The organism is Streptomyces decoyicus, from assembly GCF_019880305.1.
Taxonomy (GTDB): Bacteria; Actinomycetota; Actinomycetes; order Streptomycetales; family Streptomycetaceae; genus Streptomyces; species Streptomyces decoyicus.
The window spans coordinates 2,181,706-2,201,215 of the sequence record NZ_CP082301.1 but is presented as its reverse complement, the minus strand read 5'-3'; the positions used below and the strand labels follow the sequence as shown (position 1 = coordinate 2,201,215).

The following is a 19,510-nucleotide window of genomic DNA, read 5'->3' as shown; positions in this document are numbered from 1 at the left end:
AGACATGGTCCGGCTCATCTCCATAGGCAGGGCCTATCACCACCGCTTAGCATTCCTGTTATGCAGTTGCAGCAGCTCCGCTACTTCACCGCCGTGGCCGACACCCGGCACTTCACCCGCGCCGCCGAGCGCGAACATGTCGCCCAGCCCTCCCTCTCCCAGCAGATCCGGTCGCTGGAACGCGAGTTGGGCGCGGAGCTGTTCCACCGCGCCCGAGGCCACATCACCCTCACCGACGCCGGGGAGACCCTGCTGCCGCTCGCCCGGCGCATCCTCGCCGATGCCGAGACCGCCCGCCGCGAGGTCCAGGAGGTCGCCCGGCTGCGCCGCGGCCGGCTGCGTCTCGGCGCCCCGCCCAGCCTCTGCGCCAGCCTCGTCCCCGACGTCCTGCGGGCCTTCCACACCACGTATCCGGGCGTGGAGCTGATCGTCACCGAGGACGGCTCGCAGGACCTCGTCCGGGCGCTGGCCGACGGGGCGCTGGACCTGGCGCTGATCATCACCCCGCTCCCGGTCCAGGCCCCCGCCCTGGTCACCTCCGACCTGCTGCGCGAGGAACTCGTCGTGGTCTCCGCCCCCGACCGCCCCGCCCCCGTCGGCCGGCGCACCCGCATCCGGGTCGAGGACCTCCGAGGCCGGCCGCTGGCCATGTTCCGCCGCGGCTACGACCTGCGGGAATTCACCACCGCGGCATGCCGCGCGGCCGGCTTCGAGCCCACCTTCACCGTCGAGGGCGGCGAGATGGACGCGGTCCTCGGCTTCGTCCGGGCCGGGCTGGGCATCGCCGTGGTCCCCAGCATGGTCGCCGAACGCTCCGGCCTGCGCGTCACCCGTTTCTCGACACCCGGGATGCACCGTGTGGTGTCCGTCGCCCACCGGGGCGACGTCTCCCCGCCGCGCGCCGCCCGGGAGCTGGAGCGCATCCTGATGGACCACCTGGAGCCGGGCGGGCCCTGAGCGGATACGGCCCGGCAGACGGAGGAGAGCGGCCGATCAGGGGCGCGGCCCCGTGGCAGGGGGCCACGGCCGGTCGTAGGCTGGCCGCATGTCGACCCATGCGAAGCGTGAACGGCTCCTACTCGCCGACCTGTTGGAGAGCGCCGGCCCCGAGGCGCCGACGCTGTGTGAGGACTGGACCGCACGGGAGCTGGCCGCGCATGTGGTGGTGCGCGAGCGGCGCGCCGACGCGGCCGGCGGGATCCTCGTCAAGCCGCTGGCCGCACGGCTGGAGCGGGTGCAGAAGGAGTTCGCCGGCCGGCCGTACGAGGAGCTGATCCGGCTGATCCGGACCGGCCCGCCGCGGATGTCGCCGTTCGCGCTGAAGCAGGTCGACGAGGCGTCCAACACCGTCGAGTTCTACGTCCACGCCGAGGACGTACGGCGCGCCCAGCCGGACTGGGCCCCGCGCGCGCTGGACCCCGTGTTCGCGGACGCCCTGTGGTCCAGGATCGAGAAGATGGCCCGGGTGCTGGGCCGTAAGGCGCCGGTGGGCCTGGTGCTGCGGCGGCCGGACGGGCGGACGGCGGTGGCCCACCGCGGCACCCCGGTGGTCACGGTCGTCGGCGAGCCGGGCGAGCTGACGATGTTCGCCTTCGGCCGGCAGGAGGCCGCCGATGTGGAGCTGGACGGCGACAAGGACGCGATCGAGAGGCTGATGGCGGCGAAGCTGGGGGTGTGAGCCCGCTCCGCCCTTCGCCTTACAAGTGGAACACCACCACCACGACCACCACGGCCACCACCACCGCCGCCACGAACACCGCCGCCAGCACCCGCGCCGCGACCCGCGCGGCGCGGTCCGGGTCCGGCGGCGGTGGCACGGGCGGCTGCTGATGATGCATGGGTGCAGGATGCCGCACGGCACAATGGAGACCATGAGCAGCCGCGCCGCCACTCCGGACACCACCCCCGCCCTGGACCCCGCCATCGCCGCCCGCCTCAAGCGCGGCGCCGACGGCCTGGTCCCGGCCATCGCCCAGCAGTACGACACCGGCGAGGTGCTGATGCTCGGCTGGATGGACGACGAGGCCCTGCACCGCACCCTCACCACCGGCCGCTGCACGTACTGGTCCCGCAGCCGCCAGGAGTACTGGGTCAAGGGCGACACCTCCGGCCACGTCCAGCACGTCAAGTCGGTGGCCCTGGACTGTGACGCCGACACCCTCCTGGTCCGGGTCGACCAGGTCGGCGCCGCCTGCCACACCGGCGACCGCACCTGCTTCGATGCGGATGTGCTGGCCACCGAGGCTCCCCAGGACCAGTAGGCTCCGCTGCCATGACCACGGGAACCACCGGCACCGCCACTCCGGACCTCGACACCTTCCGCACCCTCGCCAAGGACCGGCGGGTCATCCCCGTCACCCGGCGCCTGCTCGCGGACGGCGACACACCGGTCGGGCTCTACCGCAAACTCGCAGCCGAACGCCCCGGCACCTTCCTCCTGGAGTCCGCCGAGAACGGCCGGACGTGGTCGCGCTACTCCTTCATCGGCGTCCGCAGCGCCGCCACCCTCACCACCCGCGACGGGCAGGCGCACTGGCTCGGCACCCCGCCCGTCGGCATGCCCACCGGCGGCGACCCGCTCGCCGCGCTGCGCGCCACCGTCGAGGCGCTGCACACTCCCCGGGACCTGATCGAGGGCGAGGGGCTGCCGCCGTTCACCGGCGGCATGGTCGGCTACCTGGGCTACGACATCGTGCGCCGCCTGGAGAAGGTCGGCGAGCAGACCGAGGACGACCTCCGGCTGCCCGAGCTCACCATGCTGCTCACCTCCGACCTCGCCGTCCTCGACCACTGGAACGGCACGGTCCTGCTGATCGCCAACGCGATCAACCACAACGACCTCGACACCGGCATCGACGAGGCCTACGCGGACGCGGTGGCCCGCCTGGACACCATGGCCGACGACCTCGCCCGGCCCGCGGCCGCCAGTGCCGCCGCGCTGCCGCCCTCCGAGGTCCCGCCGTACACCGTCAAATGGGGCGGCAGCGCCTACCAGGACGCCGTCGTCGACATCAAGGAGCGCATCCGGGCCGGCGAGGCGTTCCAGGTCGTGCCCTCCCAGCGCTTCGAGACCCCGTGCACGGCGAGCGCGCTGGACGTCTACCGGGTGCTGCGGGCCACCAACCCGAGCCCGTACATGTACCTCTTCCGCTTCGAGGGGGGCAACGGGCCGGAAGGCGGCGCCTTCGACGTCGTCGGCTCCAGCCCGGAGGCGCTCGTGAAGGTCGAGGGCGGCCGGGCCATGGTCCACCCCATCGCCGGCACCCGCCCGCGCGGCGCCTCCGTCCAGGAGGACCAGGCCCTGGCCGACGAGCTGATGGCCGACCCCAAGGAGCGCGCCGAACATCTGATGCTGGTCGACCTGGGCCGCAACGACCTGGGCCGGGTCTGCGAACCGGGCAGCGTCGAGGTCGTCGACTTCATGTCCGTCGAGCGCTACAGCCACGTGATGCACATCGTCTCGACGGTCACCGGCCAGGTGGCCGAGGGCCGTACCGCCTTCGACGTGCTCACCGCCTGCTTCCCCGCGGGCACGCTCTCCGGCGCCCCCAAGCCGCGCGCCCTCCAGATCATCGAGGAGCTGGAGCCGACCCGGCGCGGTCTGTACGGCGGCTGTGTGGGCTACCTCGACTTCGCCGGCGACTCCGACACCGCCATCGCGATCCGCACGGCCCTGCTCCGGAACGGCACCGCCTACGTCCAGGCGGGCGCCGGGGTGGTCGCCGACTCCGACCCGGTGGCCGAGGACACCGAGTGCCGCAACAAGGCGGCCGCGGTGCTGCGCGCCGTCAACACCGCGAACCACCTGGGCAGGTAGCCCCTCCCCACCCCGCGCGCCGGTCCCCGGCGGCCGGTGCGCGATAGTGGTACGCGTGACTGCCGTACCCCAGACCCCTGCCGAGACCGAGCCCTCGGTCGAGTCCGTGCCCCCGCCGGCCGGGCCCGCGCCCGGCGCGAAACGCAGTCTCGCCCTGGCGCTGCTGGCCGGCGCGGCCGGTGCCGCCCTGGCACTGCTGGCCTCCGGCCGCACCTGGGCCGAGGGCACCGCGGTGCTGGCCCAGGGCGAGCTGCCGCGCAGCGTGACCGGCGCGGATGTGACCGGTGTGCCCGGTGCCCTGGCCGTCGTCGGCCTGGCCGCGCTGGTCGCCGTCTTCGCGGTGCGCCGGGCCGGCCGGCTCGCGGTCGCCGGTCTGCTCACGCTCAGCGGGGCGGGCATCGTCGCCGCCGCGGTGCGGGGCAACTCCGACACCTCGGCGCTGCGCGAGAAGGCGGCCACCGCGGTCGGCCTGACCGGAGCCGATGTGCATCACGTCACGCACACCGGCTGGCCGTGGGTGGCCGCGGCCGGCGGTCTGCTGCTGCTGATCGCCGGTCTGCTGGCGCTGGTCCACGGGCGCCACTGGCCTGCAATGTCGGGCCGGTACGAGCGCACGCCCGGCGGCGCCCGCGGCCCGCGGCGTGCTCCGCCCGCACCGGACCTGGACCGCCCGGAGGAGATCTGGAAGTCCCTGGACCGCGGTGAGGACCCCACCCGGTAACGGTGCTCCGCCCGGCATCGGTGACAATGGCCGACGAGGATCATCGCGCCCGGACCCGGCGCGGACAGAGCATCGAGGAGCATTCATGTCGAGCAGTGGCCACGGACACACCCCCGCCGCCTGGACCGGCGTCATCATCTCGTTCATCGGCTTCTGCGTCGCCGGAGCCTTCATCGTGCTGGCGAATGTGCCCGGCTTCTGGGCCGGGATGGCGCTGATCGGCCTCGGTGCCGTCGTGGGCGGTCTGATGCGCGTGGCCGGTCTGGGCTCGGAGCCCAAGCGCGCGGCCAAGCCGCGTCCCCAGGCGCAGGCACAGCCGCAGGAGGGCTGAGCTCCCGCTCCCCGTGGCGCCGTGCTCCGGCGCCACCCTCGTGGCACCCCTCGAAGGCGCTGCTTCCCGGCCCGTACGCACCCGTGGTGCCGTACCCGCCGTCCGTGCCCGTTCCGTACGGCGGCCGAGAAGCTGCGCCTTTGCGCGTGCGGCCGCACAATCGGCACGTGAGCGAACCCGTGGCGCGGCCCCGGCCCGAAGCCCCACTCCACGGCGGCCTGCCGCGCCGCCTCGCGGCACCCCTGGGCGTCCTGGCCGCCGCCATCGCCGCCTTCGGCCGGCTCGGTGCCGTCGACCCGAACGAGCCCGGCCACTACCCGGTGTGCCCGCTGCTGCACCTCACGGGCCTCTTCTGCCCGGCCTGCGGCGGGCTGCGCAGCGCCCATGCCGTCGCCCACGGCGATCTCGCCGCGGCGCTGGGCGCCAATGCCCTCGCCGTGGCCGGATACGCCGCCTGTGCGGTCTTCTGGGCGGTCTGGGTGAGCCGTGCGGTACGCGGCCGCCGGACGGCGGGCCCGCGGCCGCGAGCCGTCCACTGGTGGGCGCTGGGCGGCCTGCTGCTCGTCTTCACCGTCGTACGCAATCTCCCCTTCGGCAGCGGTCTGGCACCGTGAGGCGCCGGCTGTCCGGTTCGGCTGCGCGGCCCCGCACGCGACCCGAAGATGTCCAGGTCGTGGGACCGCGGTCCACCGGATGTGAGACCTGCCTCCTATGGCGGATACCATCGGAGTGCCGGATGGGACAGCTTGTCCCACAGGCCACTGTCCACCTCCACCGCTCAAGAAGGAGGCCGCTCGCGTGAGTGTGCTCGACGAGATCATCGACGGCGTCCGTGCCGACCTCGCAGAGCGGCAGGCGCGCGTCGGCCTCGACGAGCTCAAGGAGCGGGCCCAGAAGGCGCGTCCCGCCAAGGACGGCGTCGCGGCGCTGAAGGGCGAGAGCGTCACGGTGATCTGCGAGGTCAAGCGCTCCAGCCCCTCCAAGGGCGCGCTCGCCGCGATCGCCGACCCGGCCGGTCTGGCCGCCGATTACGAGGCGGGCGGCGCGGCGGTCATCTCCGTCCTGACCGAGCAGCGCAAGTTCGGCGGTTCGCTGGCCGACCTGGAGGCCGTCCGCGCCAAGGTCGACATCCCGGTCCTGCGCAAGGACTTCATCGTCACCGCCTACCAGCTGTGGGAGGCCCGTGCCTACGGCGCCGACCTCGCGCTGCTGATCGTCTCCGCGCTGGAGCAGGAGGCCCTGGTCTCGCTGATCGAGCGGGCCGAGTCGATCGGGCTGACGCCGCTGGTCGAGGTGCACGACGAGGAAGAGGTCGCCCGCGCGGTGGACGCCGGCGCCAAGATCATCGGCGTCAACGCCCGCAACCTGAAGACCCTCGAGGTCGACCGCGGCAACTTCGCCCGGATCGCCCCCGAGATCCCCGACCACATCGTCAAGATCGCCGAGTCCGGTGTCCGCGGGCCGCACGACCTGATCGCGTACGCCAACGACGGCGCGGACGCGGTGCTGGTCGGCGAGTCGCTGGTGACCGGCAAGGACCCCAGGACCGCGGTCGCCGACCTGGTCGCCGCGGGCTCCCACCCCGCGATCCGGCACGGCCGGTCCTGAGCGGCCGGGGACGGCACACACCGACATGACCGCCACCGCCGCAGGCATCCGCTGCCAGGCCCGGGTTCCGCACCCGGGCCCGGTCGGCGTGCGCGCCGCGACGGGGTCCGCCCGTGTCCCCCGCCCGGCGCTCGGCCGGGGATTCCCGCCCGTCGCCCGGCGCCGCGCGGAGCCGACGAAGCGCTGCGCGCTGCCGCCATGGCACCGCGGCTGCCGGGCGCCCGCACGGCGGGTCCACGGGCGCAGGGTCAGGTATCACATCGGGTCCGAGCCGGGACAGATCAACGGCATGCGATGGCGACCGGGGTCCGCGCGCTGACGCGTCGGCCCCGTACCGGCGCCGGGTTGCCAGGGGGCACGGCGGTCGTCTGACCGCCTGCTCGCCCCCCCACCCCCGAACCCACCCCCGCCCCCTCCCCCGAAGGGGGAGAGGGGGAGGGGGCGGGGGAGCGCTGCGGCAGCGTCCCGTGACGTCGGCCCACCCCTCCGCGGAACCCCCGCTCGCGGCCCCGCGGCGGCAGCGGCTCGTCGCGGTGGCAGTGATCCCTCCGTGCGCGCGCATACCGTGATGCTCGTATCCCGAATCTCGACATATCGCTGACATAACCGGACTTCCGGGGCGGCTGCCCCGGCAGAGGAGTGCGTCTGATGTCCTCCGATTTCTTCCTTCCCGACCCCGAGGGACGGGTGCCCAGCGCCGAGGGCTACTTCGGTGCCTACGGCGGCAAGTTCATCCCCGAGGCGCTGGTCGCCGCGGTCGACGAGGTCGCCGCCGAGTACGAGAAGGCCAAGGCGGACGCCGCGTTCGCGGCCGAGCTCAACGACCTGATGGTCAACTACACCGGGCGCCCCAGCGCGCTCACCGAGGTGCCGCGGTTCGCCGAACACGCCGGCGGGGCCCGGGTGTTCCTCAAGCGCGAGGACCTCAACCACACCGGCTCGCACAAGATCAACAACGTGCTGGGCCAGGCACTGCTCACCAAGCGGATGGGCAAGACGCGGGTCATCGCCGAGACCGGCGCCGGCCAGCACGGCGTCGCCACCGCCACCGCCTGCGCCCTCTTCGGCCTCGACTGCACCATCTACATGGGCGAGATCGACACCCAGCGCCAGGCCCTCAACGTCGCCCGGATGCGGATGCTCGGCGCCGAGGTCATCGCCGTGAAGTCCGGCAGCCGCACCCTCAAGGACGCCATCAACGAGGCGTTCCGCGACTGGGTCGCCAACGTCGACCGCACCCACTACCTGTTCGGGACCGTCGCGGGACCGCACCCGTTCCCCGCGATGGTCCGCGACTTCCACCGCGTCATCGGCGTGGAGGCGCGCCGCCAGATCCTGGAGCGTGCGGGCCGCCTGCCCGATGCCGCCGTCGCCTGTGTCGGCGGCGGCTCCAACGCCATCGGGCTCTTCCACGCCTTCATCCCGGACGCGGGCGTACGGCTCGTCGGCTGCGAGCCCGCGGGCCACGGCATCGCGACCGGAGAGCACGCCGCCACCCTGAGCGCCGGTGAGCCGGGCATCCTGCACGGGTCCAGGAGTTACGTCCTCCAGGACGAGGAGGGCCAGATCACCGAGCCCTACTCCATCTCGGCCGGTCTCGACTACCCGGGCATCGGGCCCGAGCACGCCTTCCTCAAGGACAGCGGCCGCGGTGAGTACCGCGCCGTCACCGACGACGCCGCGATGCAGGCGCTGCGCCTGCTCTCGCAGAGCGAGGGCATCATCCCCGCCATCGAGAGCGCCCACGCCCTGGCCGGCGCCCTGGACCTCGGCAAGGAGCTCGGCACGGACGGGCTGATCGTGGTCAACCTGTCCGGGCGCGGCGACAAGGACATGGACACCGCCGCCCGTTACTTCGACCTGTACGACACGGACGCCGCCGTCGAGGCGGACACCGACACCGCGGACGCGGAGATCGAGGGGGACGTCAAGTGAGCGGGAACATCAAGCTGTTGAGTGACACCCTCGCCGCCGCGAGGGCCGAGGGCCGGTCCGCTCTCATCGCCTATCTGCCGGCCGGGTTCCCGACCGTCGACGGTGGTATCGAGGCGGCCAAGGCCGTCTTCGAGGGCGGCGCGGACGTCGTGGAGATCGGGCTCCCGCACAGCGACCCCGTCCTCGACGGACCCGTCATCCAGACCGCCGACGACATCGCCCTGCGCGGGGGCGTGAAGATCGCGGACGTCATGCGGACCGTCCGCGAGGCGCACGAGGCCACCGGCAAGCCCGTCCTCGTCATGACGTACTGGAACCCCATCGACCGCTACGGCATCGAGCGCTTCACCGCCGAGCTCGCCGAGGCGGGCGGCGCGGGCTGCATCCTGCCCGACCTTCCCGTCCAGGAGTCCGCGACCTGGCGGGAGCACGCCGACAAGCACGGCCTCGCCACCGTCTTCGTCGTCGCCCCCAGCAGCAAGGACGCACGGCTCGGCGAGATCACGGCGGCGGGCTCCGGCTTCGTGTACGCCGCCTCGCTGATGGGCGTCACGGGCACCCGCGAGTCGGTGGGCGAGCAGGCGCAGGACCTCGTGCGGCGCACCAAGGCGACCACCGGCCTGCCGGTCTGCGTCGGCCTCGGCGTCTCCAACGCCGAACAGGCCGCCGAGGTGGCCCAGTTCGCGGACGGTGTGATCGTCGGCTCGGCGTTCGTCAAGCGGATGCTGACCGCGGACGGCGACCTGGCGGCCGGCCTCGCCGGGATCCGCGCCCTGGCGGGCGAGCTGGCCGAGGGCGTACGCAAGCGGGCGTAGGGAGCGTCTCCCCCTGGAGGCACTGCGCGCGGCCGGACCTGGCAGGTACCCAGGTCCGGTCGCTGTCCCTCGATAGGGCGAACATCGGTGCGGAGGAGTGCGGCGGCACCCCTCCGCTTCGTTGTCCAGGGGCGTGAGCCAGAAGAATCATGAGGGTAAGAGAACCGCCCGCGAGCGGCTACAGGAACAGCGGGAAAAGGAGAGGGTGCGGGCCCGGCGGGGCCGACAGGCCGTCGTCGCCGGATCGGTGGTGGTGGTGCTGGCGATCGCCGGCGGCATCGCCGTCTGGGTGACCTCGGCCAACAGCGGCGGTACCAGCTCCGACAACGAGACGGCCCGCCCCAAGCAGGCCAGCGGCGGCAGCCGGCCAGCCATCCCCGTCGGCGCACCCCACGCCCCTTCCACACTCACGGTGTGGGAGGACTTCCGCTGTCCCGCCTGCCAGCAGTTCGAGACCGGCTTCCGCCCGGCCATCCACGAGCTGGAGGACTCCGGCCGGCTCAAGAGCGAGTACCACCTCGTGACGATCATCGACGGGAACGCCGGCGGCAAGGGTTCCCTCAATGCCGCCAACGCCGCCATGTGCGCCCAGGACGCGGGGAAGTTCCGCGCGTACCACGACGTCCTCTACTCCCACCAGCCGCCCGAGGAGCAGGACAAGTTCGCCGACAAGAAATACCTCCTCCAACTGGCCGGCAAGGTCAAGGGGCTGGTGACGCCCGCCTTCACCACCTGCGTCAACGACGGCAGGTACGACGCCTTCGTGCAGAAGTCCACCGACGCCTTCGCCAAGACCGGATACCGCGGCACCCCGACCGTCCTGCTCAACGGCAAGGACCTCTCGAAGGAGAAGGGCGGCCGGTTCACCCCCGCGGACCTGAAGAAGATGGTGCAGGACGCCAACAAGGGCAAGCAGCCGGGGAAGAGCTCCTCACCGCACCCGGGCGCCGCACCGCACATGAGCACCTCGCCCCAGGGCAAGCAGGCCGGACGGAGCGCCTCGCCCCGGGCACAGCACCCCGCAACGAGCGTCACGCCGGGCCACTAGGCCCTGTCGTAGGCCTCCGGCGCGAGGAGCGCCGCGGCCCTGCCGGACACGCAGCGTCATGGCGTGCTCGCTGGGTCGTTACGCAGCCGTTGCCGGGTGGGTTGTCGTCGACCCCGCCCGGCGCGGTAGCGTCGTCCCTGCCATGGACCTCGCATTCATTCCCAGCCCGTCGGTCGGCGTCGTACATCTCGGCCCGATTCCGCTGCGCGGCTACGCGTTCTGCATCATCATCGGCGTCTTCGTCGGCGTCTGGCTCGGCAACAAGCGCTGGGTGCAGCGCGGGGGCCGCTCCGGCACCGTTGCCGACATCGCCGTGTGGGCCGTGCCCTTCGGGCTGGTCGGCGGCCGCCTCTACCACGTCATCACGACGTACGAGCCCTACTTCGGCCCGAACGGCCACCCCCTCGACGCCTTCAAGGTGTGGGAGGGCGGCCTCGGCATCTGGGGCGCGGTCGCGCTGGGCGCCGTGGGCGCCTGGATCGGCTGCCGCCGGCGCGGTATCCCGCTCCCCGCGTACGCCGACGCGCTCGCGCCCGGGTTGGCGCTCGGGCAGGCGATCGGCCGCTGGGGCAACTGGTTCAACCAGGAGCTGTACGGCAAGCCGACCGATGTCCCGTGGGCGCTGAAGATCAGCTCCGACCCGGCCATCGGTCGGATCGGCGGCACCTACCACCCGACCTTCCTCTACGAGTGCCTGTGGTGCATTGGTGTCGCCGCGCTGGTGATGTGGGCCGACAAGCGCTTCCGGCTCGGTCACGGGCGGGCCTTCGCGCTGTATGTCGCCGCCTACTGCGCGGGCCGCGCGTGGATCGAGTACATGCGGGTCGACGAGGCGCACCACATCCTGGGCCTGCGGCTGAACGTCTGGACCGCGCTGATCGTCCTCGTCCTCGCCGTCGCCTACTTCGTGGTCTCCGCCAAGAGGGCGCCGGGACGGGAAGCGGTCGTCGAGCCGGGGGCGCAGCTCGCCGAGGGGGCGGACGGCGCAGCGGCCGGGGACGACGACGATGCCAGGGCCTCGGTCGAGAAGCCGTCGTCGAAGGCGGCTCCCGGGGACGACCGGGAGACGGACCCGAAGGCGGGCGCCGACAGGGCCGACGGGGCCTCCGCGTCCACGACGGACGAGCCCGGCGACGAGAAGGCCGAGGACGCGGCGGACGCCCCCGCCGCGGATGCCGCCAAGCCCGCCGGGAGCGGCAGCACCAAGAAGTCCTGAGGCGGCCACCGGCTGCCGACCGCGCCGGGCGGACCCGATACGTCGGATCCGCCCGGCGCGGTGCTGTTGTGGCCCGGCGCCGCACGGTCAGCGTCGGCGCTCGGCCAGCTCCAGCACCCGCCGGGCCCCCGCGACCACCGCCGCGTCCACGAACCGGCCGTCCGGCAGCGCCAGCGCCCCGCCGCCCTCCGCCGCGGCCGCCCGGACCGTCTCCCGTGCCGCCGCGATCTCCTCCGCCGTGGGGAGGAACGCCGTTTCGATGACCGGAAGCTGGCGCGGGTGGAGCGCTGCCCGGCCCAGGAACCCCAGGGCGCTGCCCTGGGCACAGGACCGGGCCAGGCCGTCCAGGTCGTGGACGTCCGGATAGACCGACTGGGGCGGCGGGGCCAGCCCGGCCGCGCGGGCGGCGACCACGGTGCGGCCGCGGGGCCAGGCCAGCCCCGTGTCGTCCCGCACCCCCAGCTCCCCGCACAGATCGGCCTCGCCGAGCGCGATCCCGCGGAGCGCCGGATGCGCGGTGGCGATGGCGAAGGCGTGCTCGATGCCCAGCGCGGATTCGAGCAGGGCGAACAGGGCCGGGGTGGCGGGGAGGGCGCTCGGGGTGGGGGCGGCCGCGGGGGCGAGGGTGGCGGTGGTGCTTCCCGGGGCCGTACGGGCGGGGGTGAAGTGACCCGCGAGGGCGCGTCCGGCCGGTCGTACGGCCCCCTCCGCGGCGTAGGGGGGAGGCCCGGGAACGGGCTCCGCGGCGGTCGTCGCCCAGCCGGCGGCGCGGTGCACATCCGCCGGGCCCTGCACCTTGGGCAGCCGCAGACCGGCCAGGCCCGGCAGCGTGGCCAGTGTGCGGATCTCGGTCTCGGCGAGCGGGCCGTCCAGCGCATTGACGCGGACATGGACCGGGCAGGGGCCCGGGGCCGGGGCGCTCAGCAGCTCGGCGGTGGCACGCAGTGCGTACTCCTTGCGGTCCGGGGCGACCGCGTCCTCCAGGTCGACCACGACCACATCGGCCCCGCAGGCGAGCGCCTTGGCCACCACCTCCGGGCGGTCTCCGGGCGCATACAGCCAGGTCAGCGGCGTGGGGACGGTCGTCTGCCGAGGCGGCGGGGAGGCCGGCCTCACAGCGCACCCGCCGCACGCAACCCGTCGATCTCGGGGCCGGTCAGCCCGAGGGCGGCCAGCACCTCGTCGGTGTCCGCGCCGTGCGGGCGGCCCGCCCACCGGATGGCGCCCGGCGTTTCGGAGAGCCGGAAGAGGACGTTCTGCATCCGGAGGGGGCCGAGCTCGTCGTCCGGGACCTCGGTGATCGAGCCCAGTGCCTGGTACTGCGGATCCGCCATCACCTCGCGGATGTCGTAGATGGGCGCCACCGCCGCCTCGGCCTTCTCGAAGGCGGCCATCACCTCGGCCCGGTCGTGCCGGGCGATCCAGTCGGCGACCGCCGTATCGAGCTCATCGGCGTGCCGGGCCCGTCCCGCGCCGGTCGCGAACCAGGGCTCGTCGATCACCTCGGGCCGCCCGACCAGCCGCATCACCCGCTCGGCGACCGACTCGGCCGAGGCGGAGACCGCCACCCACGAGCCGTCGGCGGTGCGGTAGGTGTTGCGCGGCGCGACGTTGGCGGAGCGGTTGCCGGTCCGCGGCTGGACATGGCCGAGCTGGTCGTACCAGAGCGGCTGCGGGCCGAGGACGGTCAGCATCGGTTCGATCAGCGCCAGGTCGATGACCTGGCCGCGGCCGGTGGCCGCCCGCCCGTGCAGCGCGGCCATCACGGCGTACGACGTGGCCATCGCGGCGATCGCGTCGGCGAGTCCGAACGGCGGCAGGGTCGGCGGCCCGTCCGGCTCACCGGTGATCGCGGCGAAGCCGCTCATGGCCTCGGCGAGCGTGCCGAACCCGGGGCGGCGGGCGTAGGGGCCGAACTGGCCGAAGCCGGTGACCCGGGCCAGCACCAGACGCGGGTTGGCGGCGGACAGCTCGTCCCAGCCCAGCCCCCATCGCTCCAGGGTCCCGGGCCGGAAGTTCTCGATGACGACATCCGCCCCGGCGGCCAGCCGCAGCAGGACGTCCCGGCCCTCCGGGTGGGACAGGTCGAGTGTGAGGGTCTTCTTGTTGCGGCCCAGCAGCTTCCACCACAGTCCGATGCCGTTCTTGGCGGGCCCGTGGCCGCGCGACGGGTCGGGCCGGTGCGGATGCTCGACCTTGATCACCTCGGCGCCGTAGTCCCCCAGCAGGGTGGCGGCTAGCGGACCGGCGAACAGCGTGGCGAGATCGAGCACCCGCAGCCCGGCGAGCGGACCGGAGGAGGCGGGCTCCGGGGCGGTGCGCTCGCCGGCGGCGGGCCCGGTCGTCGCGGACAGGGACGGGTCGGTCATGGTGCGGGTGCCTCCGGTCGGTGGGGCGGGGGACAGGGCGCGGACAGTGCGGCGGTACGGGCCGCGAGGGCGTCGAAGCCGATGCCGTCCAGCCCGCCGACGCTCGTGGCGAGCCGGTTGCGCAGCGGTGCCGTCCAGCGGGCGGGCAGCGCCTCGGGCGATCCGGCGAGCAGTCCGGCCAGCGAACCGGCCGTGGCGCCGTTGGAGTCGGTGTCCCAGCCTCCGGACACCGCACGGCAGATGGAGCCGGTGAAGTCGCCGTCGGCGTGGGTGAGCGCGGCGGCCAGCAGCGCGGCGTTCGGTACGGCGTGCACCCAGTGGTGGTGCCCGTAGGCGGTGTGCAGCCGGTCGACGACGGTCGCGAAGCCGGCCGGCGTACCGGTGGGTTCGTCGTGTGCCGCGGCGATTCCGCAGCGGACGGCCCGCGCGAGGCGGGAGCGCGCGGGGACCACGGCCAGCCCGGCCCGCAGCGCGCCGTGCACGTCGGCGCCGGGGGCGGCCGCCACCGCGAGCGCGGCGGCGGTGAACATCGCGCCGTACACACCGTTCGCGGTATGGCTGAGCGTGGCGTCCCGCCAGGCCTCGGCCGCGGCGGCCGCCGGGTCGCCGGGGTGCGTCCAGCCGAAGATGTCGGCGCGGATCTGCGCGCCGATCCACTCCCGGAACGGGTTGCGGTGCCGCGCGGTGTGCGGCGGCTCGATGCCGTCCAGGAGATTGCGGTACGCGAGGCGCTCGGCGGTGAAGATACGGCCGGCCGGCAGTTCGTCCAGCCACAGCCGCGCCACATCGGCGGTGGTGAAGCCGTGTCCGTGCCGTTCGAGGAGCAGCAGACCGAGCAGCGGGTAGTTGAGGTCGTCGTCCTCCGGCATGCCGTCGATGTTCTCGGCGAGCGAGGTGGCGCGGCTGCGGCGGTTCCACGGGTGGCGCGCGGCCACCGCCGGATCGAGACCCCGCTCGGTGAAGTACGCGGCCAGCGGCCAGTTACCGGTCGAGCGGGCGAGTGCCCGTACCCCGCTGAGCGGCAGCTTCTCGACGGGCTTGCCGAGCAGGCAGCCGGCCGCCCGCCCGAGCCAGGCGGCCTCCAGCCGGGCGGCCGGCACACCGTCGCGCGACTGCTGCTGCGGCTGCGGCCGCGGCCCGCCGCCCGTGGCCGGCGCTTCCCACCCCGCCCGGATCGCCGCCAGGGCGGTGGGCTCGTCCGCCTCCGACGGGCAGGGCAGCAGCGCGAGTTCATCGAGCAGCGTCCCGGCGAGTGTCCGCAGCGCCGGATCCGCCGGGCCGGGGGAGGCGCCCGCCCGGCCGGGTGCCGTCCGGCCGCCCGCCGCGCGCCACCGCCGCGCGATCCCGGCGGCGTCCCGGCCGTCCTCCGCCGCCTGCCGCAGCTCGTGACCGATCAGGTCCTCGGGCTGCACCCAGGTCACCCGGAGCGGCGGCGCGCAGGCGGTCCTGGCGACGGCCCCCGTGGTCGTCACCGCTCGCCCGCCTCCGTCATCGCCGGGATGGCCGAGATCGCGGTGAAGGCCTGTTCGTGGGTGCGGGCGCGGGCCCGGTCGCGGGTGAAGATCTCGCGGGCGACGGTGGCCAGCGCGGCCCCGGGCGCATGGAGATCGAGGCGGCTGGCGCGGGCGACCTCCGAGCTCCACTCGGCCGGCACCGCGGACGCGCCGCGCAGGGCGCCGACCAGCGCGCCGCTCATCGTGGCGATCGAGTCGCAGTCGCGGCCGTAGTTGACCGAGCCGAGGACCGTGGCCCGGTAGTTGCCGCCACCGATCAGCAACATGCCCAGCGCGATGGGGAGTTCCTCGACGGCGTGCAGCCGGGAGGGGCGCCGGGCGCCGAGCGACGGGTTGCGGTAGTCGGGGCCCACGGTGTCGAAGGGAGCGATGGCCGCGCGCAGCGGCACCAGCGCCGACTCGGGGTCGGTGAGCGACGACGCGGCCTCGCAGACCGCCTCGATCGCGGCGCGGGTGCCGTCCTTGGCCAGCCGCAGCGCCTGTACGACGACGGAGGACACCGTGGCGTCGGGCGTGAACGCGGCGGCCACGGCTGCGGCGAACACCCCCGCCGCCTCCCGCCCGTACGAGGACTGATGCGTGCCGGAGATGTCCAGCGCCTCGGCGTACGCCCGGTCCGGGTTGCCGGCGTTGACGATGCCGACCGGTGCCATGTACATCGCCGCACCACAGTTGACGATGTTTCCGACGCCCGCCTCGCGCGGGTCCGCATGCCCGTAGTGCAGCCGCGCCACGATCCACTTCTCGGCGAGGAAGATCCGCTGCAACGGCAGCGCCTCGGTCTCCAGCTCCGGGATCCAGCGCGGGGTGCCGATCAGGTCCGGTACGAGGTGGTCGGCGATGTCATAGGCGTCGAGGTGGTCGCGCACCGTCTCGTAGACCCGCACCAGCGCATGCGTCATCAAGGTGTCGTCGGTGACGTGGCCGTCGCCCTTGTGGTACGGCGCGATCGGGCGGGCGGTGCGCCAGTCGTCGTGGAACGGTCCGACGATGCCCCCGACCCGGCCGCCGTGCCGCTTGACGATCTCCTCCGGCGACCAGCCCTCGACCGGCCCGCCGAGCGCGTCGCCGACGGCGGCGCCGACCAGGCAGCCGGCCGCCCGGTCCTCCAGGGACGGCGGGACGGGAAGGACGGGGGGCACCGGACCCGTCGGCGACGGCTTCGCGACCGGGGTGACGGTGACGGCCGGCAGGACCTGGGTGGCCGGGGCGGCGGAGGCGTGCGCCGGGTCCGGTGCCGCGGCCGGTGTCTGCTCGCTTGCGTAGGTCATGTGCGGGGGAGTCCTTCCACGGTGGGGGAGGGGCAGGGGGCCAGAAGGGCGCCGGAGACGGCTTCGGGGACGGCCGGAGTGACGGCCGCTCCCGCGGCTTCTGGGGCGGTCAGCTCCGTGAGGGCGAGCAGCCCGGCCAGCTCGACGAGGTCCGTGCCGGCCAGCCGAGGCAGCGCGCAGCCGGACAGCACCCGGCAGGCGTCGCGCCAGGTGCGGGGCAGGGCGCGGGCGCCGCCGAGCGCTCCGGTCAGCGCCCCGGCCAGGGCCGGCGCGGAGTCGGCGACCCGGGAGAGGCAGGCGGCGGCCGGTACCGCCTCGGCGACCTGCCCGTCCGTGGCCAGCGCGAGCGCCAGTGCCACCGGAACGGTCTCGGCCGCGGCGATGCCATAGCTGTAGACGTGGTCGACGATCTCGTGCTCCAGCACGGGCACCAGGGCGAAGGCGGTACCGGGGCGGCCGTGGCCGTCCGTGGCGAAGGCCTGCGCGAGACGGACCGCATGCAGGGCGTTGCGGCGGATCTCGGTCCCCTCGGGGAGCTGGGCCAGCGCCGCGTCCACACAGCCGACGGCCGCCGTGCCGCCGAGCGCGGCCGCGACCGCGGCGGCCATCGCACGGGCACCGTGCACCCCGTCGCCGTCCTGGGTGTAGCGCGCGTCGTACTCGGCCAGGTCGGCCGCCGCGGACGGCTCGCCCGGGTGCACCACGGCCAGTACGGCGGCGCGTACGCAGGCCGCGTCGTCGAAGAAGTGCGGGTTGTCGTGGCCGGTGGCCGGCGGCCGCAGCCCGGCGGCGAGATTGCCCAGCCCGGCCCGCACGGAGATCCGGGCGCGCAGTGGCAGCACCGCGGACTCCACCTCGGGCGCCCGTTCGGCGGCCGCGGCGACCTCGCAGGCCAGCGCGTTCCAGGCCAGATCGATCGCGGCGCGCATCCGGCGGTCCCGGCCCAGGTCGCTGAGCAGCGCACCGGCCGCCGTGAGCACCGATCCGGCGGTGAAGGCCGCCCATTCGGCGTCGTCGGAGGGACCCAGCCGCAGCGGCTCGGGCGGCTGGTTGAGGGCGATCGGCACGGGCAGCGTCGTGGTCGCGTTCTGCTCCGCGAAGGTGTCCAGCTCACGGGTCAGCCGCCGGGTCCACTCCGGCATCCGTGCCGCCCGGTGCCGGGCCGCGGGCCACCCGGCGGCGTCGCCCGCGGCCAGCCCGAGCAGCAGCCCCTCGATACGGCTCCGGGCGCCCGTGGTGTCCCGGGGGCCGTCCACGGCGGGGGCGGCGGCCTCCCGCACGGTGCGCCCGTCGTTCATCCGGCCCCCACCCCGGCCTCGACACCGGTGCCGATCCCGATGCCCGTTCCCGGCCCTGGCCCCGCCCCGGCGCAGGCCCCCTGGGGCGTCAGCAGATCCGCGATGTCCAGGACGTGGTAGCCCGCCATCGACGGCAGACAGCTGCCCCGCGCCGGGCCGATGGCGCCCGCCCAGGCCTCGGGGATCGCGGCGGCGCCGCAGAGCGCACCGGCCAGCGCACCGGCGACGGCCGCCGTGGTGTCGGCGTCGCGCCCCATGTTGACCGCGGTCAGCACCGAGGCGGAGAAGTCACCGCGGGCCGCCGCGAACGCGCCGAAGGCCAGGCCGACGGCCTCCGGCGCCAGATCCGTCCAGGGGTAGCCGCCGACCACCACGGCGGAGCGCACCGCCCGCTCGGTGCCGAGCTGGGTGATGCCCGGGTCGTAGCGGGAGCGCTGGGCGGCGCCGACCGCCCGGCGCAGGGAGCGGGCGGTCCAGGAGTCCTCCGGTACGACGGACAGCGCGGCGGCGATCACCGCGTCGGTGTCGGGCGCCCACCCTGGAGCGATGGGGGCGCCCCCGGCCGAACGGAGTGGAGACTGCGGGAGAAGCGGGGACTGGGGGACTGCCGAAGGTCCGTGGGGGAGGGCGACCATGGCGGCGGCGACCCCGGCGGCCACCGCCCGGCCCCCGTAGATCCCCTCGCCGTCGTGACTGACCGTGCCGTCGATGGCCACCAGCCGGGCCGCCTCGGCGGGCCGCCCGGCGGCGAACACCCCGAACGGCGCGGCGCGCATCGCCAGCCCGTCGCTCCAGGCGTGCCGGTGCTGGGCGGAGATGGGGGCGGCCAGGCCCCGGCGCAGGTTCTCCAGGGTGCCGCGCTCGCTGAAGCCCGCGCCGCGGAACGGCCCCTCGTCGCGGTCGGCGATCCACTGGTGCCAGGCGGCCTCGACGTGGGCGACGGTCAGCGCCGAGCCGTGCGCGGCGAGCAGCAGCCCCGAGAAGATGGCGTACTCGGTGTCGTCGGTGCCGGCCGGGTCGTCCTCGACGTACCCCTCGATGCGGCCCCAGCGGCGGCGGATCTGCGAGGGCTTCATGTTCTCCGCCGGGGCGCCGAGCGCGTCACCGACGGCGAGCCCGAGCATCGCGCCGCGGGCCCGGTCGCGCACCGAGCCGCCCGCGGTGGGCACGGCCGGGTCCGCGGGCGGGAGGTGCGCTGCGCTCATGGTGCGTGCCGTTCTGTCGTACGGGCCGGACCGCCGCCCGGGACCGCGGGGCGCCGGCCGGTTGCGGGCCGCTGGGCTGTATCCGTGCCACGCGACGGCCCGGCTCTCCTGTCCCGGGCGGCAGGGTCACCCGGTCGACTCCCTGGGACGGCACCCGGACGGACCGTCCGAGGGGCCCCGAAAGGGGGTGTGACCCGGATCTCATCACCACTCGCGCGGAAAAGCCGCAGGTCAGCGCGGTAAGTTCGGCCTTCCTTGCTAGCGGCGGAGGGTAATGGGCGCATAGCTTCGAGGTGTTGGAGGGGGAAGTGCCGCCATCGGCCCACACCTCGATGCAGGGAGTAGGTACCGATATGTCCGTC

At 74.5% G+C, this 19,510-nt stretch carries 20 protein-coding genes; 13 read left to right on the top strand and 7 right to left on the bottom strand.

What is annotated here, in order from left to right; all coding sequences use genetic code 11:
- The first annotated feature begins 60 nt into the window (after positions 1-60).
- Both K7C20_RS09660 and K7C20_RS09655 read left to right on the top strand, forming a co-directional pair.
- Positions 61-957 carry a LysR family transcriptional regulator gene (locus K7C20_RS09660; RefSeq protein ID WP_030088809.1) on the top strand — a complete coding sequence of 299 codons (897 nt, stop codon included), beginning with the start codon at positions 61-63 and terminating at the stop codon, positions 955-957.
- 88 nt (positions 958-1,045) lie between these two features.
- Complete coding sequence (locus K7C20_RS09655; protein ID WP_030088811.1) at positions 1,046-1,678, top strand: TIGR03085 family metal-binding protein; 633 nt, start codon at positions 1,046-1,048, stop codon at positions 1,676-1,678.
- Between the two features lie 19 nt (positions 1,679-1,697).
- On the opposite strand, the gene K7C20_RS09650 is transcribed toward K7C20_RS09655, so the two are convergent.
- The gene (locus K7C20_RS09650) at positions 1,698-1,838 is read right to left on the bottom strand and encodes a hypothetical protein (RefSeq protein ID WP_160328757.1); all 141 of its coding nucleotides are present in this window, start codon (positions 1,836-1,838) and stop codon (positions 1,698-1,700) included.
- Positions 1,839-1,871: 33 nt separating this feature from the next.
- On the opposite strand from K7C20_RS09650, the gene hisI reads away from it, so the two are divergent.
- From hisI to lgt, 11 genes are all read left to right on the top strand, one after another.
- Positions 1,872-2,261: a phosphoribosyl-AMP cyclohydrolase gene (gene hisI / locus K7C20_RS09645; protein WP_030088813.1), complete on the top strand. Its 390-nt coding sequence runs from the start codon at positions 1,872-1,874 to the stop codon at positions 2,259-2,261.
- A gap of 11 nt (positions 2,262-2,272) precedes the next feature.
- The gene (locus K7C20_RS09640) at positions 2,273-3,817 is read left to right on the top strand and encodes an anthranilate synthase component I (RefSeq protein ID WP_053209744.1); all 1,545 of its coding nucleotides are present in this window, start codon (positions 2,273-2,275) and stop codon (positions 3,815-3,817) included.
- 55 nt (positions 3,818-3,872) lie between these two features.
- Positions 3,873-4,538, top strand: coding sequence for a TIGR02234 family membrane protein (locus K7C20_RS09635; protein WP_053209745.1), 666 nt, complete (start codon positions 3,873-3,875; stop codon positions 4,536-4,538).
- Positions 4,539-4,623: 85 nt separating this feature from the next.
- The gene (locus K7C20_RS09630; RefSeq protein WP_030088817.1) at positions 4,624-4,869 is read left to right on the top strand and encodes an HGxxPAAW family protein; all 246 of its coding nucleotides are present in this window, start codon (positions 4,624-4,626) and stop codon (positions 4,867-4,869) included.
- 167 nt (positions 4,870-5,036) lie between these two features.
- Positions 5,037-5,483: a DUF2752 domain-containing protein gene (locus K7C20_RS09625; protein ID WP_030088819.1), complete on the top strand. Its 447-nt coding sequence runs from the start codon at positions 5,037-5,039 to the stop codon at positions 5,481-5,483.
- Positions 5,484-5,667: 184 nt separating this feature from the next.
- Positions 5,668-6,477, top strand: a complete 810-nt coding sequence (gene trpC, locus K7C20_RS09620) for an indole-3-glycerol phosphate synthase TrpC (protein ID WP_030088821.1) — start codon at positions 5,668-5,670, stop codon at positions 6,475-6,477.
- A 25-nt stretch (positions 6,478-6,502) separates the two neighbouring features.
- Positions 6,503-6,796: a tryptophan biosynthesis modulator TrpM gene (gene trpM, locus K7C20_RS39440; RefSeq protein ID WP_107083464.1), complete on the top strand. Its 294-nt coding sequence runs from the start codon at positions 6,503-6,505 to the stop codon at positions 6,794-6,796.
- A gap of 329 nt (positions 6,797-7,125) precedes the next feature.
- A complete protein-coding gene (gene trpB, locus K7C20_RS09615) occupies positions 7,126-8,412 on the top strand; it encodes a tryptophan synthase subunit beta (protein WP_030084360.1) in 1,287 nt (428 codons plus the stop codon).
- A complete protein-coding gene (trpA, locus tag K7C20_RS09610; protein ID WP_030084362.1) occupies positions 8,409-9,227 on the top strand; it encodes a tryptophan synthase subunit alpha in 819 nt (272 codons plus the stop codon). The genes trpB and trpA overlap by 4 nt, the downstream gene beginning before the upstream one ends.
- 133 nt (positions 9,228-9,360) lie before the next feature.
- Positions 9,361-10,275: a DsbA family protein gene (locus K7C20_RS09605; RefSeq protein WP_063781267.1), complete on the top strand. Its 915-nt coding sequence runs from the start codon at positions 9,361-9,363 to the stop codon at positions 10,273-10,275.
- A gap of 142 nt (positions 10,276-10,417) precedes the next feature.
- Complete coding sequence (lgt, locus tag K7C20_RS09600; protein ID WP_053208955.1) at positions 10,418-11,491, top strand: prolipoprotein diacylglyceryl transferase; 1,074 nt, start codon at positions 10,418-10,420, stop codon at positions 11,489-11,491.
- An 87-nt stretch (positions 11,492-11,578) separates the two neighbouring features.
- Here the strand turns inward: lgt and K7C20_RS09595 are convergent, their stop codons facing one another.
- The 6 genes from K7C20_RS09595 to K7C20_RS09570 are packed head-to-tail and all read right to left on the bottom strand — an operon-like array spanning position 11,579 to position 19,148.
- On the bottom strand, positions 11,579-12,607 hold the full coding sequence (locus tag K7C20_RS09595; RefSeq protein ID WP_222892580.1) for an HpcH/HpaI aldolase/citrate lyase family protein: 1,029 nt from the start codon (positions 12,605-12,607) through the stop codon (positions 11,579-11,581).
- Positions 12,604-13,860 (bottom strand): CaiB/BaiF CoA transferase family protein, encoded by a 1,257-nt coding sequence (locus K7C20_RS09590; protein ID WP_053210385.1) that lies wholly within the window; start codon positions 13,858-13,860, stop codon positions 12,604-12,606. Before K7C20_RS09590 ends, K7C20_RS09595 begins: the two co-directional genes overlap by 4 nt.
- Positions 13,857-15,332, bottom strand: a complete 1,476-nt coding sequence (locus K7C20_RS09585) for an ADP-ribosylglycohydrolase family protein (protein ID WP_053210384.1) — start codon at positions 15,330-15,332, stop codon at positions 13,857-13,859. The genes K7C20_RS09590 and K7C20_RS09585 overlap by 4 nt, the downstream gene beginning before the upstream one ends.
- On the bottom strand, positions 15,329-16,645 hold the full coding sequence (locus K7C20_RS09580) for an ADP-ribosylglycohydrolase family protein (protein WP_030084376.1): 1,317 nt from the start codon (positions 16,643-16,645) through the stop codon (positions 15,329-15,331). The genes K7C20_RS09585 and K7C20_RS09580 overlap by 4 nt, the downstream gene beginning before the upstream one ends.
- Positions 16,642-17,943, bottom strand: a complete 1,302-nt coding sequence (locus K7C20_RS09575) for an ADP-ribosylglycohydrolase family protein (protein ID WP_078953603.1) — start codon at positions 17,941-17,943, stop codon at positions 16,642-16,644. The genes K7C20_RS09580 and K7C20_RS09575 overlap by 4 nt, the downstream gene beginning before the upstream one ends.
- Entirely contained in the window at positions 17,940-19,148 is a 1,209-nt protein-coding gene (locus tag K7C20_RS09570) for an ADP-ribosylglycohydrolase family protein (RefSeq protein ID WP_078953602.1), read from the bottom strand. Before K7C20_RS09570 ends, K7C20_RS09575 begins: the two co-directional genes overlap by 4 nt.
- Positions 19,149-19,510 lie beyond the last annotated feature (362 nt).

Bases quoted from the DNA above. Each gene is read 5' to 3' on its own strand.
- K7C20_RS09660 (WP_030088809.1), top strand. From the start codon at position 61: ATGCAGTTGCAGCAGCTCCGCTACTTCACCGCCGTGGCCGACACCCGG.
- K7C20_RS09655 (WP_030088811.1), top strand. From the start codon at position 1,046: ATGTCGACCCATGCGAAGCGTGAACGGCTCCTACTCGCCGACCTGTTG.
- K7C20_RS09650 (WP_160328757.1), bottom strand. From the start codon at position 1,838: ATGCATCATCAGCAGCCGCCCGTGCCACCGCCGCCGGACCCGGACCGC.
- hisI (WP_030088813.1), top strand. From the start codon at position 1,872: ATGAGCAGCCGCGCCGCCACTCCGGACACCACCCCCGCCCTGGACCCC.
- K7C20_RS09640 (WP_053209744.1), top strand. From the start codon at position 2,273: ATGACCACGGGAACCACCGGCACCGCCACTCCGGACCTCGACACCTTC.
- K7C20_RS09630 (WP_030088817.1), top strand. From the start codon at position 4,624: ATGTCGAGCAGTGGCCACGGACACACCCCCGCCGCCTGGACCGGCGTC.
- trpM (WP_107083464.1), top strand. From the start codon at position 6,503: ATGACCGCCACCGCCGCAGGCATCCGCTGCCAGGCCCGGGTTCCGCAC.
- trpB (WP_030084360.1), top strand. From the start codon at position 7,126: ATGTCCTCCGATTTCTTCCTTCCCGACCCCGAGGGACGGGTGCCCAGC.
- lgt (WP_053208955.1), top strand. From the start codon at position 10,418: ATGGACCTCGCATTCATTCCCAGCCCGTCGGTCGGCGTCGTACATCTC.
- K7C20_RS09590 (WP_053210385.1), bottom strand. From the start codon at position 13,860: ATGACCGACCCGTCCCTGTCCGCGACGACCGGGCCCGCCGCCGGCGAG.
- K7C20_RS09580 (WP_030084376.1), bottom strand. From the start codon at position 16,645: ATGACCTACGCAAGCGAGCAGACACCGGCCGCGGCACCGGACCCGGCG.
- K7C20_RS09575 (WP_078953603.1), bottom strand. From the start codon at position 17,943: ATGAACGACGGGCGCACCGTGCGGGAGGCCGCCGCCCCCGCCGTGGAC.
- K7C20_RS09570 (WP_078953602.1), bottom strand. From the start codon at position 19,148: ATGAGCGCAGCGCACCTCCCGCCCGCGGACCCGGCCGTGCCCACCGCG.